Genomic DNA, 15,412 nt, shown 5'->3' with positions numbered 1-15,412 from the left:
AGCAGAACGTATTTTAGCGGGCGCTAAGATGTTGAGCTTTCTTGACAAAACGGCATAGGGCAGCCGGCGGCGTCGTCAGCCTTTGTGCTTACAAGAAGCTCTGCGGATCGATGTCGACCTGCACGCGAACCGAGCCGCGCTGCTTCGGCCCTTCGGCCAGCATGGTGCGGATGAAGCCTTGGATGTCGGCGCGCTTTTCACCCTGGATCAGCAAGCGGAAACGATGGCGCCCACCAAGCAGCGACAGCGGCGCCTCGGCCGGGCCGAGCACGAACAGGTCGCTGGCCTGGGGTGCTGCACGGCGCAGGCCGCGCGCGTGGCCTTCGGCCTCGGCCCGCGTCACCGCACTGACGATGACGCCGGCAAGCCTGCCGAAGGGCGGCAGGGCTGCCCGTTCGCGCTCAGTGATCTCGCGTTCGTAAAAGGCCTCGGCATCGCCCGAGACGATCGCCCGCATCACCGGATGGTCCGGCTGGAAAGTCTGCAGCAGGCCGAGGCTCTTCTTGCCGGTGCGGCCGGCGCGTCCAGTCACCTGGCTGAGCAATTGGAAGGTCCGTTCGGCGGCGCGCGGATCGCCATTGGCGAGGCCGAGATCGGCATCGACGACACCGACCAGCGTCATGTTGGGAAAGTTATGGCCCTTGGCGACCAGCTGCGTGCCGATGACGATGTCGGCCTCGCCATTGGCAATGGCCTCGAGCTCCAGACGCAGCCGGCGCACTCCACCCATCAAATCGGACGACAGGACGATCGTGCGCGCGTCGGGGAAATGCGCCACGACTTCTTCAGCTATCCGCTCGACGCCAGGCCCGCAGGCGACCAGATGGTCGAGCGTGCCGCATTCCGGACAAGCCTCCGGCCGCTTCTCATTGTGCCCGCAATGATGGCAGACGAGTTGGCCGCGAAAGCGGTGCTCGACCAGCCAGGCCGAACAAACCGGGCAGCCGAAGCGGTGGCCGCAGACACGGCACAGCGTCAGCGGCGCGTAGCCGCGCCGGTTGAGGAACAGCAGCGACTGTTCCTTCTTCTCCAGCGTACGTTGCATCTCACCGATCAGCAGCGGCGACAGAAACCCCCCGCGCGCCGGCGGCGCGCGGCGCATGTCGATCGATTTGAGATGCGGAAGCGCCGCCTCCGCGAAGCGGGCAGAGAGAACCGCTCTATCGTATTTACCTTGGCTCGCATTGACCCGGCTTTCGACCGACGGCGTCGCCGACGCCAGCACCACCGGGAAGCCGCTGATATGGCCGCGCACCACCGCCATGTCGCGGGCATTGTAGAAGACACGGTCCTCCTGCTTGTAGGCGGGGTCGTGTTCCTCGTCGACGACGATCAGCCCGAGCTCGCGGAACGGCAGGAACAGCGCCGAGCGTGCGCCGGCGACGACGCGCACGCCGCCTTCCGCCACCTGTCGCCAGACCTTTTCGCGCATTCGGGGCGGCAGGTCGGAATGCCATTCCGCCGGCTTGGCGCCGAAGCGCTGCTGAAAGCGTTCGAGGAAGGCATGCGTCAGCGCGATCTCCGGCAAAAGGATCAACACCTGCTTGCCCCGGTCGAGGGCTGCCGCCACCGCCTCGAAATAAACTTCCGTCTTGCCCGAGCCGGTGACGCCGTCGAGCAGCGTGACGTTGAAAGCAGCGGCCGCGACATTGGCGCGCAGCATGGCGGCCGCGTCTGCCTGGTCCGGCATCAGCTCCGGCATGGCGTAGGAGGGATCGGGCGCGGCGACCACCGGTCGAGGCGGGATCATCACCGTCTCGAACACGCCTTGCGCCTTGAGCCCCTCGACCACCGTCGACGACACGCCCGCCGCGTGCGCCAGGCCGGATCGCGTCCAGGCAAGCCCCCCTTCCGCCGTCTCCAGCACGCGCGTCCTGGCATCCGTCATCCGGTCGGGCGTGACGAGGGTCCGCTGCAGGCCCTCGATCCATAGTTCGGGATCGAACGCCTCCGGCGCACGCAACAGCATGCGCGCCACCATGCCGGGCGGCGACAGCGTGTACTGCGCCAGCCAGTCGACAAAGCGGCGCATGCCGCGGTCGATCGGCGGGCAGTCGAAGACCTGTTCGATCGGGCGCAGCTTTTTGGCGTCGATATTCTCGACCGCACCATCCCAGACGATGCCGGCAACCTGGCGCGGACCGAGCGGCACGCGCACGATCGAGCCCGGCACCACGCGCACGCCGGCGGGCACAGCGTAGGTGTAGGGCCGTTCGGCGGGCATCGGCACCAGCACCGGCGCGGCTGCGACAAAGGGCGAATCTTCGATCATCGGGCGTGACCTTGCCCCGACTTTGGTCTAGATCAAAGGGCAACCCCGAATGTGCATGGTATGCACATGGAAATCTTTCAGGAGACCCCCATGAAATTTTTTGTCGACACCGCTGACATCAAGGACATCAAGGAACTGAACGACCTGGGGCTGCTCGACGGCGTGACCACCAATCCCTCGCTGATCCTGAAATCCGGCGGCAAGATCGCCGAGGTCACCAAGCAAATCTGCGACATCGTCAAGGGCCCGGTTTCGGCCGAGGTTGTTGCGGTCGAATACAAGGACATGATGGCCGAGGCCAACATCCTGGCCAAGATCGCCGACAATGTCTGCATCAAGGTGCCGCTGACGCTCGACGGCCTGCGCGCCTGCAAGACGATCCGCACCGAGATGAACCGCATGGTCAATGTAACGCTGTGCTTCTCGGCCAACCAGGCGCTGCTGGCGGCCAAGGCCGGCGCCTCGTTCATCTCGCCCTTCGTCGGCCGCGTCGACGATACCGGCGCGGACGGCATGGAACTGATCCAGGAGATCCGGCAGATCTACGACAATTACGATTTCGACACCGAGATCCTCGTCGCTTCGGTTCGCACCGTGAACCACGTCAAGCAGGCAGCCCTGATCGGCGCCGATGTCGTTACCGCGCCGGCCGCGACGCTGAAGGCGCTGGTCAAGCACCCGTTGACCGACAAGGGCCTGGATCAGTTCGCTGCCGACTGGGCCAAGACCGGCCAGAAGATCGGCTGAGATCGGGTTCGATACAAAAAGGCCGGGAAACCGGCCTTTTTATTGCGGACTGCTAAAGTCGAGTTGGCAAGGCTAGGAAACGCTCAGGCTTTCTTGCCGTGCCTGACCAAGTCCTGGGCGACGGACAGGCTCACCATTTCAGCCAGTTCACGCGCGGCGCGGTTCTCAGCGTCGAGCTGCGCCCGGTAGGAAGCGAACTCCTGCGTCGGCTTGTCGAAGGATGATGGGATCGACCGCTTGCCGGTGGCGATCACCACGCCGGTCCTGGCATCGGTCAGCACATAGTTTGCGGTCAGCGTCACCGTGCCTGCCGTCGGTTCGTCTTCGTCGGTCTGGATCTGCACCACCGCGGCCGATTCGACCAGTTCGGTGACACCGAGATCGAGCATGTAGACCGGTGCCGTCGTTTCGCCGGCACCCTGGCCGAAGGCGAAGATCAGATTGTTGCGGACCTGCTGGGCATAGCGGGTCTTGACCGGCTTGACCGCGATCGAGGCGAGCTCCGCCGACGCGCTGACAGTCGAGCCTGCCGTCAGCGGCGCGCTCGAATAGAGCGGCCTGACCGTGCAGGCCGAAATCAGCGTCATCGAGGCCACCAGCCCGCAGAGCGCGGTGCGGCGCAGCAAGCGCGTCGTCTTTTCCAGATCGGGCCCCATCCTTCTGAAGTCAAGCAACGACATTGACGATCCTCTGCGGCACGATGATCACCTTGCGGGGCGCCTTACCTTCCAGCGCTTTCTGCACGAAGTCGAGAGCCAGAACCGCTTTTTCGACCGCACCTTGGTCCGCGTCGCGGGCAATTGTCAAATCGCCGCGCTTCTTGCCGTTGACCTGAACCGGCAGCACGATCTCGTTGTCGACCACCAGTGCCGGATCGTAGACCGGCCAAGGCCGTTCGGCGACCAGATCGGTGCCGCCGAGCGTGTGCCAGCACTCTTCAGCCAGATGCGGCATGACCGGCGCGACCACATGCACAAGGATCTCCACCGCCTCGCGGCAGGCGCCTTTCAGCGCCGCGTCGGCCTTGCCCTCGGCGACGTCGTTGAGCGGCGCGGTCAAGGCATTGGCCAGTTCGTAGATGCGGGCGATGGCCCGGTTGAAGCCGAGCTTCTCGATATCCTCGCCGATAGCCTTCAGGATCTTGTGCGCGGCCTTGGAAACGGCCCCCGCCTCGCCCTCCGGCGCCGCCTGCGGCTTGGCGCCGTCAAGCGTCTCGGCGGCAATGGACACCAGGCGCCAGACACGCTGGATGAAGCGATGTGCGCCGGCGGCGCCATCGTCCGTCCATTCGACGTCGCGCTCGGGCGGCGAATCCGACAGCATGAACCAGCGTGCGGTGTCGGCGCCGTAGCCGTCGGTGATGTCTTCCGGGCTTACCGTATTCTTCTTCGACTTCGACATCTTTTCGAGTGAGCCGATCGCCGCCTCTTCGCCGGTGGCGATCTCGATGGCACGGCGCTTGCCGCCGATATCCTCGACCCTGACCTCAACCGGCGACAGCCAGCGCCCATTGTTCGACGCACCGCCGACGCGGTAGGTTTCATGCACCACCATGCCTTGCGTGAACAGACCCTTGAACGGCTCGGCCAGGTCGAGATGACCGGTCGCGCGCATGGCGCGGGTGAAGAAGCGCGAATAGAGCAGATGCAGGATCGCGTGCTCGATGCCGCCAATGTACTGGTCGACGGCCAGCCAGTCATCGGCAGCCTTCGGCTCCGTCGGGTCATTGGCCCAGGGTGCTGTAAAGCGCGCGAAATACCAGGACGAATCGACGAACGTGTCCATCGTGTCTGTCTCGCGCCGCGCATCCTTGCCGCATTGCGGGCACGTCACATGCCGCCAGGTCGGGTGACGATCGAGCGGATTGCCGGGACGGTCGAACTCGATGTCGTCGGGCAGCTTGACCGGCAGGTCGGCCTTCGGCACCGGCACCACGCCGCAATCCTCGCAATGGATCATCGGGATCGGGCAGCCCCAGTAGCGCTGGCGCGAAATGCCCCAGTCGCGCAGGCGGAAGTTCACCTTGCGCTCGGCCATCGGCCTGCCGCCGATGGTCTTCTGCTCCAGGAGCTTTGCGACCTCGTCGAACGCCTGCTCCGGCTTCATGCCGTCGAGGAAGCGCGAATTGATCATCACGCCATCGTCGACATAGGCCTCTTCCGTGACCTGGAAGGTCTTGGCGTCGCCATCTTCGGGCATCACCACCGGGATGACCGGCAGGCCGTATTTGTTGGCGAAGTCGAGGTCGCGCTGATCGCCCGACGGGCAGCCGAATATGGCGCCGGTGCCGTATTCCATCAGCACGAAATTGGCGACATAGACCGGCAGCGTCCACGAGTCGTCGAACGGATGAACGACGCGGATGCCGGTGTCGAAGCCCTTTTTCTCCGCCGTCTCAAGCGCGGCCACCGAGGTGCCCATATGTCTGATTTCGTCAATGAACTTGGCCAGTTCGACATTGGTCTCGGCGGCCTTCCTGGCCAGCGGATGGTCGGCGGCGACAGCCATGAAGGAGGCGCCGAAAATGGTGTCGGGCCTGGTCGTGTAGACTTCCAGCTCGTGCGTGTCCCCAACCGGAGCAGCCAGCGGCCAGCGGACCAGCAGCCCTTCCGAGCGGCCGATCCAGTTCTGCTGCATCAGCTTGACCTTTTCCGGCCATTCGCCGAGGCCGTCCAGCGAGTCCAGCAGGTCCTGCGCAAAATCGGTGATCTTGAAGAACCACTGCGTCAGCTCACGCTGTTCGACCAGCGCGCCCGAGCGCCAGCCGCGCCCGTCGATGACCTGCTCGTTGGCGAGCACCGTCATGTCCTCCGGGTCCCAATTGACCTTGGAGGATTTGCGCGTCACCAGCCCTTTCTCGACGAAATCGAGAAACAGCATCTGCTGGCGGTGGTAATAGTCGACGTCGCAGGTGGCGAACTCACGCGTCCAGTCCAGCGACAGGCCCATCATCTTGAGCTGTTCGCGCATGGCGGCGATGTTGGCGTAGGTCCATTCCTTGGGATGGACCTTGTTCTGCATCGCCGCATTTTCGGCCGGCATGCCGAAAGCGTCCCAGCCCATAGGGTGCAGCACGTTGAAACCCTTGGCCCGCTTGTAGCGCGCCACCACGTCGCCCATCGTGTAGTTGCGGGTGTGGCCGATATGGATCTTCCCCGAGGGATAGGGGAACATCTCCAGCACGTAGTATTTCGGCTTCGGGTCGTCGTTCTGCGCTTCGAACAGCTTCTTTTCGGCCCAGGCCTTCTGCCATTTGGGCTCTGACGCGCGCGGATTGTATCGTTCGGTTGCCATCGGATGATTTTCACTTAAAAGCAGGCGCAGACCGCCGGACAAGGCCCGGTGGCCAAGGTAAATGTCGTGGCGGTGTTCACCATGGATTGCCGGACCCGTCAACTGCGGTGAGCCGGCGAGGGCTAGAAAGACAGGCAGGATATAGGCATGGCGAGCGCCGTCGAACAGTTTTTCGCCGTCAGGACGAGGATCGCTGCCGCCGAGCGCGAGGCCGGCCGCGACGCCGGCTCCGTGACGCTGGTTGCTGTGTCGAAGACTTTTGAGGCCGACGCCATCCGCCCGGTCATCGAGGCCGGCCAGCGCGTCTTTGGCGAAAACCGGGTGCAGGAGGCGCAAGGCAAATGGCCGGCGCTGAAAACTGAATTCCCCGACATCGAGCTGCATCTGATCGGCCCGCTGCAGTCGAACAAGGCGAAGGAAGCCGTCGCGCTCGCCGACGTCATCGAGACCGTCGACCGCGAGAAGATCGCCGCCGAACTCGCCAAGGAGATCGCTAGGCAAGGCCGTGCACCAAAACTCTATGTCCAGGTCAATACCGGCTCGGAGCCGCAAAAGGCCGGCATCGAGCCGCGCGACGCCGTTGCCTTCGTTGCCCGCTGCCGCGATGTCCACGGCCTCGCCATCGAAGGCCTGATGTGCATCCCGCCGGCGGACGAGAATCCCGGCCCGCATTTCGCCCTGCTGGAAAAGCTCGGCAAGGAGGCCGGCGTCGCCAAACTGTCGATGGGCATGTCCGGCGACTACGAGACCGCGATCGCCTTCGGCGCCACCAGCGTCCGGGTCGGCTCGGCGATTTTTGGGAGCCGGTAGTCGTCGGCTTCGCGAGACACCTGTCGATCCCCGATTTTTCGAGCTAATGTATCGAGCACATCCGGCCGAGTTAGCGAGGACTATTCTTCTTGGACTGGCACCTCAGGGACGCACGAAACAATCTTTCGAAGCTTGTGCGACAGGCGCGCGAAGAAGGGCCGCAAACCATCACCTTGCGCGGAAAGCCAGCTGCCGTCGTGTTGTCTCCTGATGACTATGACCAACTGATCGGCGCAAAGCCTTCGCTTGCGGAATATCTCCTCTCCGGTCCCGCATGGGACGACGATTTCGTCGAGGAGGTCAACCGCCGCTCAGAGACGATGATCCGACCCGTGGAATTCTGATAGATTTTCGACACAAACATCGCCTCGCGCATCTCGCCACGGTTGACGAGTTCTATGGGGCCAGATGCATCCGGTCGATTACGCCACCACTGGAAACGAAACGTACCGTTCCTATTTGCTTTGCGTAATCACCAAATCTTCTGGAGCTGCCACCATGCGCTACAATCAACTCGGAAATACGGGGATGTTCGTCTCCGAACTCTGCCTCGGCACAATGACCTTCGGCGCCGCCGGCGAGAATGCCCAATGGGGTCTGATCGCCAGCCTCGACCAGAAGGGCGTCAACGACATCGTTGGCCGTTCGATCGCCGCCGGCGTCAATTTCTTCGACACCGCCGACGTCTACTCCTTCGGCCAGTCCGAGCGCCTGCTCGGCCAGTCGCTCAGGGATCTCGGCGTCAAGCGCTCGGACGTCGTCATTGCCACCAAGGTGCATGGCGCCATGGGCCAGGGCCCGAACGAGCGCGGCTCTTCGCGAGGCCACATCATGGATTCGGTCGAGGGCAGCCTGGAGCGGCTGCAGCTCGACCATATCGACCTCTATCAGTTGCACGGCACCGATACGGTGACGCCGATCGACGAGACGCTACGGGCACTTGATGACCTGGTTGCCAGCGGCAAGGTTCGCTATGTCGGCGTCTCCAACTGGCAGGCATGGCGCATCGCCAAGGCTCTGGGCATTGCCGAGCGCAAGGGGTTCTCCCGCTTCGAGACCATCCAGTCCTATTACTCGATCGCCGGCCGCGATCTCGAGCGTGAGATCGTGCCGCTCATCAACGAGGAGAAGCTCGGCTTGATGGTGTGGTCGCCGATGGCCGGCGGCCTGCTGTCGGGCAAATACGGTCCCGGCGCGCCCGGCAATGGCGAGGGCCGCCGCGCCGCCTTCAACTTCCCGCCGGTCGATGAGGACCGCGCCTGGGCAGCCGTCGCCGTCATGCGCGACATCGCCAAAAAGCACGATGTCAGCGTCGCTACGGTCGCGCTCGGTTATGTCCTGGCCAAACCTTTCGTCATGAGCGTCATCATCGGCGCCAGCCGCATGGAGCAGCTCGAGCAGAACCTAGCCGCGGCCGAGGTGAAGCTCGACGCCGACGATCTCGCCAAACTGGATGAGGTCAGCGCGCTGCCGGCCGAATATCCCGGCTGGATGCTGGAGCGTCAGGGCGCCGGTCGCCGCCCGGCGCCGTTCACCCCGAAGAAATAGTCATCGCTGTCGCCTGATGCTTGGGGGGTCATCTGGCTCCCCAACGTCTTTTCAGCTCATCCGCACGCTCTCGACCAGAAAGTCGAGAAACGCCCGCACCCGTGCGGGCAAATGCCGGCCCTGGCCGACATAGACGGCGTGGGTAGGCTCCTCGTCGCCCGGATTGAAATCCTCCAGCAGCGCCGTCAGCCGCCCCGCCGCGATGTCATCGGCCACATGCCAGTGTGCCAGCCGGGCGATGCCGGCGCCGCCGACCGCCATCAACCGCATCGACTCGCCATCGCCGACCAGCGTGTTTCCGGTGATCGGCACCATGACGGCGTTCCCGGTTGCATCGACAAACGACCAGCCATCGACATGCCGGACAAAGCCGAAAGCCATGCGATTGTGCCGGTCGAGATCTGCTGGAACCAGCGGCGTGCCATGCGTCTTGAGATAGGACGGTGCGGCAACGACTGTCATCCGGCTTTGCCCGAGCTTGCGCGCCACCAGCCGCGACTCGCCGAGCGGCCCGGCGCGGATGGCGACGTCGGCACGCTCAGCCATCAAATCGATGACGCTGTCGGTCAGCACCAGATCGACCGAAATCCCGGGGTAGCGTTCGAGGAAATCAGGCAGCAGCGGGATCAGCCGATGCACCCCGAAGGGCACATAGGAGTTGACGCGCAGCCGTCCGCGCGACGCGGCACCCACGGCCGCCTCGCGCTCGGCCGCCGCCATATCGGCCAGGATGCGCACCCCGCTGTCATAGAACGCCGTCCCTTCCGGCGTCAGCTGCAGCTTGCGCGTCGAGCGCGTGACCAGCCGCGCGCCGAGCCTTGCCTCCAGTCGCGCGATCAGCTTGCTCACCGCCGACGGTGTCATACGCAGCGAACGAGCCGCAGCCGAGAAACTGCCCGCCTCGACGACGCGGACGAACACTTCGATCTCGCCGGAACGGTTGATATCGGGTCTGGCCATTTGTGAATCTATTTCACAGGAAATATGCCCAAGGCAAGTCTGGTTCACAAGGCATGGCAACACGATCTCTGCGGTCGGGGCGCGGGTCTGGTCGCGTTCATCGAGTTCGAACTGGAAACCGCCATGCCTCTTGCTCTCTACGCCCTCGCTGCCGGCGCCTTCGGCATCGGTGTCACCGAATTCGTCATCATGGGGCTGCTGATCGATGTCAGCAAAGATCTCGGAGTCTCGATCTCGGCCGCCGGCCAGTTGATTTCGGGCTACGCGTTGGGCGTCGTCATCGGCGCGCCGCTTTTGACCATCGCCACCGGCAACTGGCCCCGCAAGACCGTCCTTCTGGCCCTTATGGCGATCTTCACGCTCGGCAACCTCGCCTGTGCGATCGCCCCCGACTACTGGACGCTGATGGGCGCCCGCATCATCACCGCCTTTGCCCATGGCACTTTCTTTGGCGTCGGCTCGGTGGTCGCCACCGGCCTGGTCGCGCCCAACAAGAAAGCCTCGGCGATCGCGCTGATGTTCACCGGCCTGACTATCGCCAACATCCTCGGCGTGCCCTTCGGCACTTGGCTCGGCCAGACCTTCGGCTGGCGCGCCACCTTCTGGGCCGTAACCCTGGTCGGCTTGGCAGCCTTTGCCGTCATCCTGCTTCTGGTGCCGCGCAGCAAGGAAGCGCCCGAGAAGACCAATCTGCGCGCCGACCTCGCAGTGCTGCGCCGCACGCCGGTGCTGCTCGGCCTCGCCACCACCGTGCTCGGCTATGCCGGCGTCTTCGCCGTCTTCACCTACATCGCCCCGCTGCTCACCGAGATCACCGGTTTTGGGGAAGCCGCCGTGTCGCCGATCCTGCTCGTCTTCGGTGGCGGTCTTATCGCCGGCAATCTGCTTGGCGGCAAGGTCGCCGACCGCTGGCTGGTGCCGGCGGTGCTCGGCAGCCTCGTGGTGCTGGCGTTGGTGCTGGCCACAATGACCTTCGCCGTCCACAGCCAAATCCTGGCCGTCATCTATGTCGGCCTGCTTGGTGCCGCCGCCTTCGCCACCGTGGCGCCGCTGCAGATGTGGGTGCTGGAAAAGGCGCAAGGCGCGGGCCAGAGCCTCGCCTCGTCCTTCAACATCGCCGCCTTCAACCTCGGCAATGCCGCCGGCGCTTGGCTTGGCGGCGCGGTGATTGCCCATGACCTCGGCCTCGGCTCACTAACCTGGATCGCCGCTTTGCTGCCGGTCGCGGCTCTTGGCGTCGCTGCCCTGGCGCTGCGCCTCGATCGCGCCCCCACAATCGGGGTGCCGGTCTGCGCCCAGTCATGAGCATCACGCGCAATCCTTCTTCGACATCATCAAGGAGCATAAAATGGATTATCGACGTCTCGGCGCATCGGGCCTGAAAGTGCCCGCACTCTCTTTCGGCGCCGGCACTTTCGGCGGCTCCGGGCCGCTGTTCGGGGCCTGGGGCAACAGCGATGCCAAGGAAGCGCGGCGGCTGATCGACATCTGCCTCGAGGCCGGCGTCAATCTGTTCGACACCGCCGATGTCTATTCGAACGGCGCCTCCGAGGAAGTGCTTGGCGAAGCCATCAAAGGCCGCCGCGACGCGGTGCTGATCTCGACCAAGACTTCGCTGCCGATGGGCGACAGACCGGCCGACTACGGCTCGTCGCGCTCGCGGCTGATCAAAGCCGTCGACGCCGCCCTGAAGCGCATGGGCACCGATTACATCGACCTGTTGCAGCTGCACGCCTTCGATGCCGGCACGCCGATCGAGGAGGTGTTGTCGACGCTGGACGACCTCGTGCGCGCCGGCAAGCTGCGCTATGTCGGCGTCTCCAACTTCTCCGGCTGGCAGGTGATGAAATCGCTGGCGGAAGCCGACAAGCATGGCTACCCGCGCTACGCCGCGCATCAGGTCTACTACTCGCTGGTCGGTCGCGACTATGAATGGGAGCTGATGCCGCTCGGTATCGACCAGGGCATCGGCGCGCTGGTGTGGAGCCCGCTCGGCTGGGGCCGCCTGACCGGCGAGATCCGCCGCGGCCAGCCCCTGCCGGAAAAGAGCCGGCTGCACGACACCGCCGATTTCGGCCCGCCGGTCGCGGACGAACATCTCTACCGGGTCATGGATGCGCTTGATGCGATGGCTGAAGAGACCGGCAAGACCGTGCCGCAGATCGCCATCAACTGGCTGTTGCGGCGCCCGACCGTGTCCTCCGTCATCATCGGCGCCCGCAACGAGGAACAGCTGCGCCAGAACCTCGGCGCCGTCGGCTGGGCGTTGACGCCGGAGCAGGTCAAAAAGCTCGACATGGCAAGCGAAGTGACCGCGCCCTACCCGTACTTCCCCTATCTCCGCCAGGAAGGTTTCGCCCGGCTGAACCCGCCTGCGGTGTGATCACACGACGTTGAAGCTGCCAATCTCCCCCCTTGCGGGGGAGATCAGCTATACTGCCGCTCAGTGCAGCACGAACTCCCCATCCACCTTCCGCCATTCGTTCGGCGCGATCAGCTTCTGGTGCGTGTAGCTGATCGAATGCAGCGGCCCGTCGAGCCTGGCCTTCCAGAACTCGATGAACTTGATCAGCACCGGAAACTTCGGCGCCAGATCGTAATCCTGCCAGATGAAGCTCTGCAGCAGATGCGGGTGGTCGGGAAAATGGTACAGAATCTTGGCCGTGGTCAGGCCATACCCCTTGAGCATCAGGTCCATTTCGGAATGATCGCGCATGACAGCCCCTTGGCCTAGTTGATTCTCCATTCCTCCCAACACCGAATTGTGCGCGCCGTTCCTTAACTGTCTATGATTTTCCTGATCCCAGTCGGGTTTTATGCACGAAAACATGCAGTTAGCAGCGACCGCTGCCGAGTGCTGATGCAACCGAAACGGGAGCTGCGGCATCCCGCCACGCGAATCCAACGTCTAATGTTGCCGTCAGCGCGGAACTGTTAATAATGCCGCCGAATTCGCGGCTGCGTCGCCGTGATCCTGGCTGAGGTCAAGCCGGCGGGCTCGTTTGGGAGGAAAGTGAAGACATGTCCGAGGTGAAGATCCACCGCGTCCAGCCGGCGTGGAAGAAGAATGCGCTGATCGACAACGACACCTACCTCAAATGGTATGCCGACAGCGTGAAGAATCCGGACAAGTTCTGGGGCAAGCACGGCAAGCGCATCGACTGGTTCAAGCCGTTCAGCAAGGTCAAGAACACCTCCTTCGAGGGCAAGGTCTCGATCAAATGGTTTGAGGACGGCGAAACCAACGTCTCCTACAACTGCATCGACCGCCATTTGAAGAAGCGCGGCAACCAGACAGCCATCATCTGGGAAGGCGACAATCCCTACGACGACAAGAAGATCACCTATAACGAGCTCTACGAGCATGTCTGCCGGCTCGCCAATGTGATGAAGAAGCACGGCGTCAGGAAGGGCGACCGCGTCACCATCTACATGCCGATGATCCCGGAAGCGGCCTACGCGATGCTGGCTTGCACCCGCATCGGCGCCATCCACTCGATCGTCTTCGGCGGCTTTTCACCGGACGCGCTGGCCGGCCGCATCGATGACTGCAAGTCGACCTTCGTCATCACGGCCGACGAGGGCCTGCGCGGCGGCAAGCCGATCCCGCTGAAGGAAAACACCGACAGAGCGATCGAAATCGCCGCCAAGGCCGGCACCAAGGTCGATAAGGTGGTCGTCGTGCGCCGCACCGGCGGCAAGACCGGCTGGGTTCAGGGACGCGACATCTGGTACCATGACGAGATCGCCACGGTGAAAGGCGACTGCAAGCCGGAGAAGATGAAGGCCGAGGATCCGCTGTTCATCCTCTATACCTCAGGCTCGACCGGCAAGCCGAAGGGCGTGCTGCACACCACCGCCGGCTATCTCGTCTATGTCTCGATGACCCACCAATATGTCTTCGACTACCATGATGGCGATATCTACTGGTGCACCGCCGATGTCGGTTGGGTCACCGGCCACAGCTACATCGTCTATGGCCCGCTCGCCAACGGCGCCACCACGCTGATGTTCGAGGGCGTGCCGAATTACCCCTCGCAGTCGCGCTTCTGGGAAGTCATCGACAAGCACAAGGTCAACATCTTCTACACTGCGCCGACGGCACTGCGCGCGCTGATGGGCGCCGGCGACGAACCGGTGAAGAAGACCTCGCGCAAGTCGCTGCGCGTGCTGGGCTCAGTCGGCGAACCGATCAATCCGGAAGCCTGGGAGTGGTATTTCAACATCGTCGGCAACGGCAAGGTGCCGATCGTCGACACATGGTGGCAGACCGAGACCGGCGGCATCCTGATCACGCCGCTGCCCGGCGCCACCGACCTCAAGGCTGGTTCGGCGACGCGGCCCTTCTTCGGCATCAGGCCGCAGCTGGTCGACGGCGAAGGTAGGGTGCTGGAAGGGGCGGCCGACGGCAATCTCTGCATCGCCGATTCCTGGCCCGGCCAGATGCGCACCGTCTATGGCGATCATGACCGCTTCGTGCAGACCTATTTCTCCACCTACAAGGGCAAATACTTCACCGGTGACGGCTGTCGCCGCGACGCCGATGGCTATTACTGGATCACCGGCCGCGTCGACGACGTCATCAACGTTTCCGGCCACCGCATGGGAACGGCCGAGGTCGAATCGGCGCTCGTCAGCCATGAGAAGGTGTCGGAAGCAGCTGTCGTCGGCTATCCCCACGACATCAAGGGCCAGGGCATCTACAGCTACGTTACCTTGATGAAAGGCGTGGAGCCGAGCGAGGAACTGCGCAAGGAGCTCGTGGCCCATGTCCGCAAGGAGATCGGCGCCATCGCCTCGCCCGACAAGCTGCAGTTCGCACCCGGACTGCCGAAAACCCGCTCCGGCAAGATCATGCGCCGTATCCTGCGCAAGATCGCCGAGGACGATTTTTCCGCGCTCGGCGATACCTCGACACTGGCCGATCCGGCCGTGGTCGATGATCTGATCGCCAACCGCCAGAACAAGAAGGGCTGAGGGGATTTGATGGCTGCACTGGGCGCAGTCACGGAGCTCTGGCGTTACCCCGCAAGTTCGCTTGCCGGCGAACGCCAGGACGCCATTTCGGTCGGCCTTGAAACCATCGACGGCGACCGGCTGTTCGGCCTTGTCGATGTCTCGGACAATGAGATCGCGCGGCCCGACCGCGACGCCAAGTGGCACAAGGTGCCGCGCATCTGCACCCGGCTCACCAACGATCGCGAGCTGGAGATCGCCGTTCCCGACGGCGACTGGCTGGCAGTGCCGGGTGTGGAATGCGACCAAGCCATCTCGGCCTATCTCGGCTTCGCCGCCTCGATCCGGCCGTTCAGCCAGGACAACGCCCCCGGCTACACCGGCCCGCTCACCGCGGCGCGCTACCGCAAAGCGCCGATCCATCTCTTGACCACCGCATCGCTGGCGCGGCTAAAGGCGCTGCACCCCGAAGGCATTCCCGATCCGCGCCGCTTCCGCCCCAACATTGTCGTCGACATGGCGGCGGTCGAGAGCTCGTTTCCCGAGACCGAATGGATTGGCCGCAAGCTTGCCATCGGCGACCTGCTGGTGACCGTCTCGGAGCCGTGCCGCCGCTGCGGCTTCACCATCATCAGCCAGGACGGCTTCGACCACGATCCCGGCATCCTGCGCAATCTGGTCCGCCACAACGCCCATAATCTCGGCGTCTATTGCACTGTGGACAGGCCTGCCGGCGTCGAGATCGGCGCGCCGATGCGGTTCGTGTAGGCCTCTACCGCGAGGCAGCGAATCGCAGACCTTGGAAAGCGTGGGGTTCGGCCCCGA

Annotated in this window: 13 protein-coding genes; 8 read left to right on the top strand and 5 right to left on the bottom strand. The window is 63.9% G+C overall.

From position 1 onward, the window contains the following. Positions 1-88 precede the first annotated feature (88 nt). Positions 89-2,272, bottom strand: coding sequence for a primosomal protein N' (locus NKI10_RS08350; protein WP_352859480.1), 2,184 nt, complete (start codon positions 2,270-2,272; stop codon positions 89-91). Between the two features lie 90 nt (positions 2,273-2,362). Between NKI10_RS08350 and fsa the strand changes: the two genes are divergently transcribed. Then, the gene (gene fsa, locus NKI10_RS08345) at positions 2,363-3,019 is read left to right on the top strand and encodes a fructose-6-phosphate aldolase (RefSeq protein WP_023688874.1); all 657 of its coding nucleotides are present in this window, start codon (positions 2,363-2,365) and stop codon (positions 3,017-3,019) included. 83 nt (positions 3,020-3,102) lie between these two features. Here fsa and NKI10_RS08340 read toward each other — a convergent pair whose 3' ends face one another. Together NKI10_RS08340 and leuS are read right to left on the bottom strand one after the other, a co-directional pair. Continuing rightward, positions 3,103-3,699, bottom strand: coding sequence for an LPS assembly lipoprotein LptE (locus NKI10_RS08340; RefSeq protein WP_023815277.1), 597 nt, complete (start codon positions 3,697-3,699; stop codon positions 3,103-3,105). After that, positions 3,686-6,313: a leucine--tRNA ligase gene (gene leuS, locus NKI10_RS08335; RefSeq protein ID WP_023824302.1), complete on the bottom strand. Its 2,628-nt coding sequence runs from the start codon at positions 6,311-6,313 to the stop codon at positions 3,686-3,688. Before leuS ends, NKI10_RS08340 begins: the two co-directional genes overlap by 14 nt. A 147-nt stretch (positions 6,314-6,460) precedes the next feature. Between leuS and NKI10_RS08330 the strand changes: the two genes are divergently transcribed. The 3 genes from NKI10_RS08330 to NKI10_RS08320 all read left to right on the top strand — a co-directional run bounded on the left by NKI10_RS08330 (position 6,461) and on the right by NKI10_RS08320 (position 8,671). Beyond that, positions 6,461-7,123 carry a YggS family pyridoxal phosphate-dependent enzyme gene (locus NKI10_RS08330; RefSeq protein WP_023700210.1) on the top strand — a complete coding sequence of 221 codons (663 nt, stop codon included), beginning with the start codon at positions 6,461-6,463 and terminating at the stop codon, positions 7,121-7,123. An 89-nt stretch (positions 7,124-7,212) separates the two neighbouring features. Then, positions 7,213-7,467, top strand: coding sequence for a type II toxin-antitoxin system Phd/YefM family antitoxin (locus tag NKI10_RS08325; RefSeq protein WP_023700209.1), 255 nt, complete (start codon positions 7,213-7,215; stop codon positions 7,465-7,467). 154 nt (positions 7,468-7,621) lie between these two features. Then, positions 7,622-8,671 carry an aldo/keto reductase gene (locus NKI10_RS08320; protein WP_023700208.1) on the top strand — a complete coding sequence of 350 codons (1,050 nt, stop codon included), beginning with the start codon at positions 7,622-7,624 and terminating at the stop codon, positions 8,669-8,671. Positions 8,672-8,722: 51 nt separating this feature from the next. On the opposite strand, the gene NKI10_RS08315 is transcribed toward NKI10_RS08320, so the two are convergent. Continuing rightward, positions 8,723-9,631 carry a LysR family transcriptional regulator gene (locus tag NKI10_RS08315; protein ID WP_352859476.1) on the bottom strand — a complete coding sequence of 303 codons (909 nt, stop codon included), beginning with the start codon at positions 9,629-9,631 and terminating at the stop codon, positions 8,723-8,725. Positions 9,632-9,754: 123 nt separating this feature from the next. Here NKI10_RS08315 and NKI10_RS08310 point away from each other — a divergent pair, with 123 nt between their 5' ends. Continuing rightward, entirely contained in the window at positions 9,755-10,936 is a 1,182-nt protein-coding gene (locus NKI10_RS08310; RefSeq protein WP_286458483.1) for an MFS transporter, read from the top strand. Between the two features lie 43 nt (positions 10,937-10,979). Then, the gene (locus tag NKI10_RS08305) at positions 10,980-12,014 is read left to right on the top strand and encodes an aldo/keto reductase (protein ID WP_023736831.1); all 1,035 of its coding nucleotides are present in this window, start codon (positions 10,980-10,982) and stop codon (positions 12,012-12,014) included. A 60-nt stretch (positions 12,015-12,074) separates the two neighbouring features. On the opposite strand, the gene NKI10_RS08300 is transcribed toward NKI10_RS08305, so the two are convergent. Next, positions 12,075-12,347 (bottom strand): usg protein, encoded by a 273-nt coding sequence (locus NKI10_RS08300; RefSeq protein WP_023668649.1) that lies wholly within the window; start codon positions 12,345-12,347, stop codon positions 12,075-12,077. Positions 12,348-12,652: 305 nt separating this feature from the next. On the opposite strand from NKI10_RS08300, the gene acs reads away from it, so the two are divergent. Together acs and NKI10_RS08290 are read left to right on the top strand one after the other, a co-directional pair. After that, positions 12,653-14,608, top strand: a complete 1,956-nt coding sequence (gene acs / locus NKI10_RS08295) for an acetate--CoA ligase (RefSeq protein WP_023693191.1) — start codon at positions 12,653-12,655, stop codon at positions 14,606-14,608. A 9-nt stretch (positions 14,609-14,617) separates the two neighbouring features. Then, positions 14,618-15,355, top strand: coding sequence for an MOSC domain-containing protein (locus NKI10_RS08290; RefSeq protein ID WP_023693192.1), 738 nt, complete (start codon positions 14,618-14,620; stop codon positions 15,353-15,355). Positions 15,356-15,412: the final 57 nt, after the last annotated feature.

Source organism: Mesorhizobium sp. M0802 (genome assembly GCF_040320115.1).
Taxonomy (GTDB): Bacteria; Pseudomonadota; Alphaproteobacteria; order Rhizobiales; family Rhizobiaceae; genus Mesorhizobium.
Note: the sequence above shows the minus strand (reverse complement) of the source record. Positions and strands in the feature narration are given on the sequence as shown.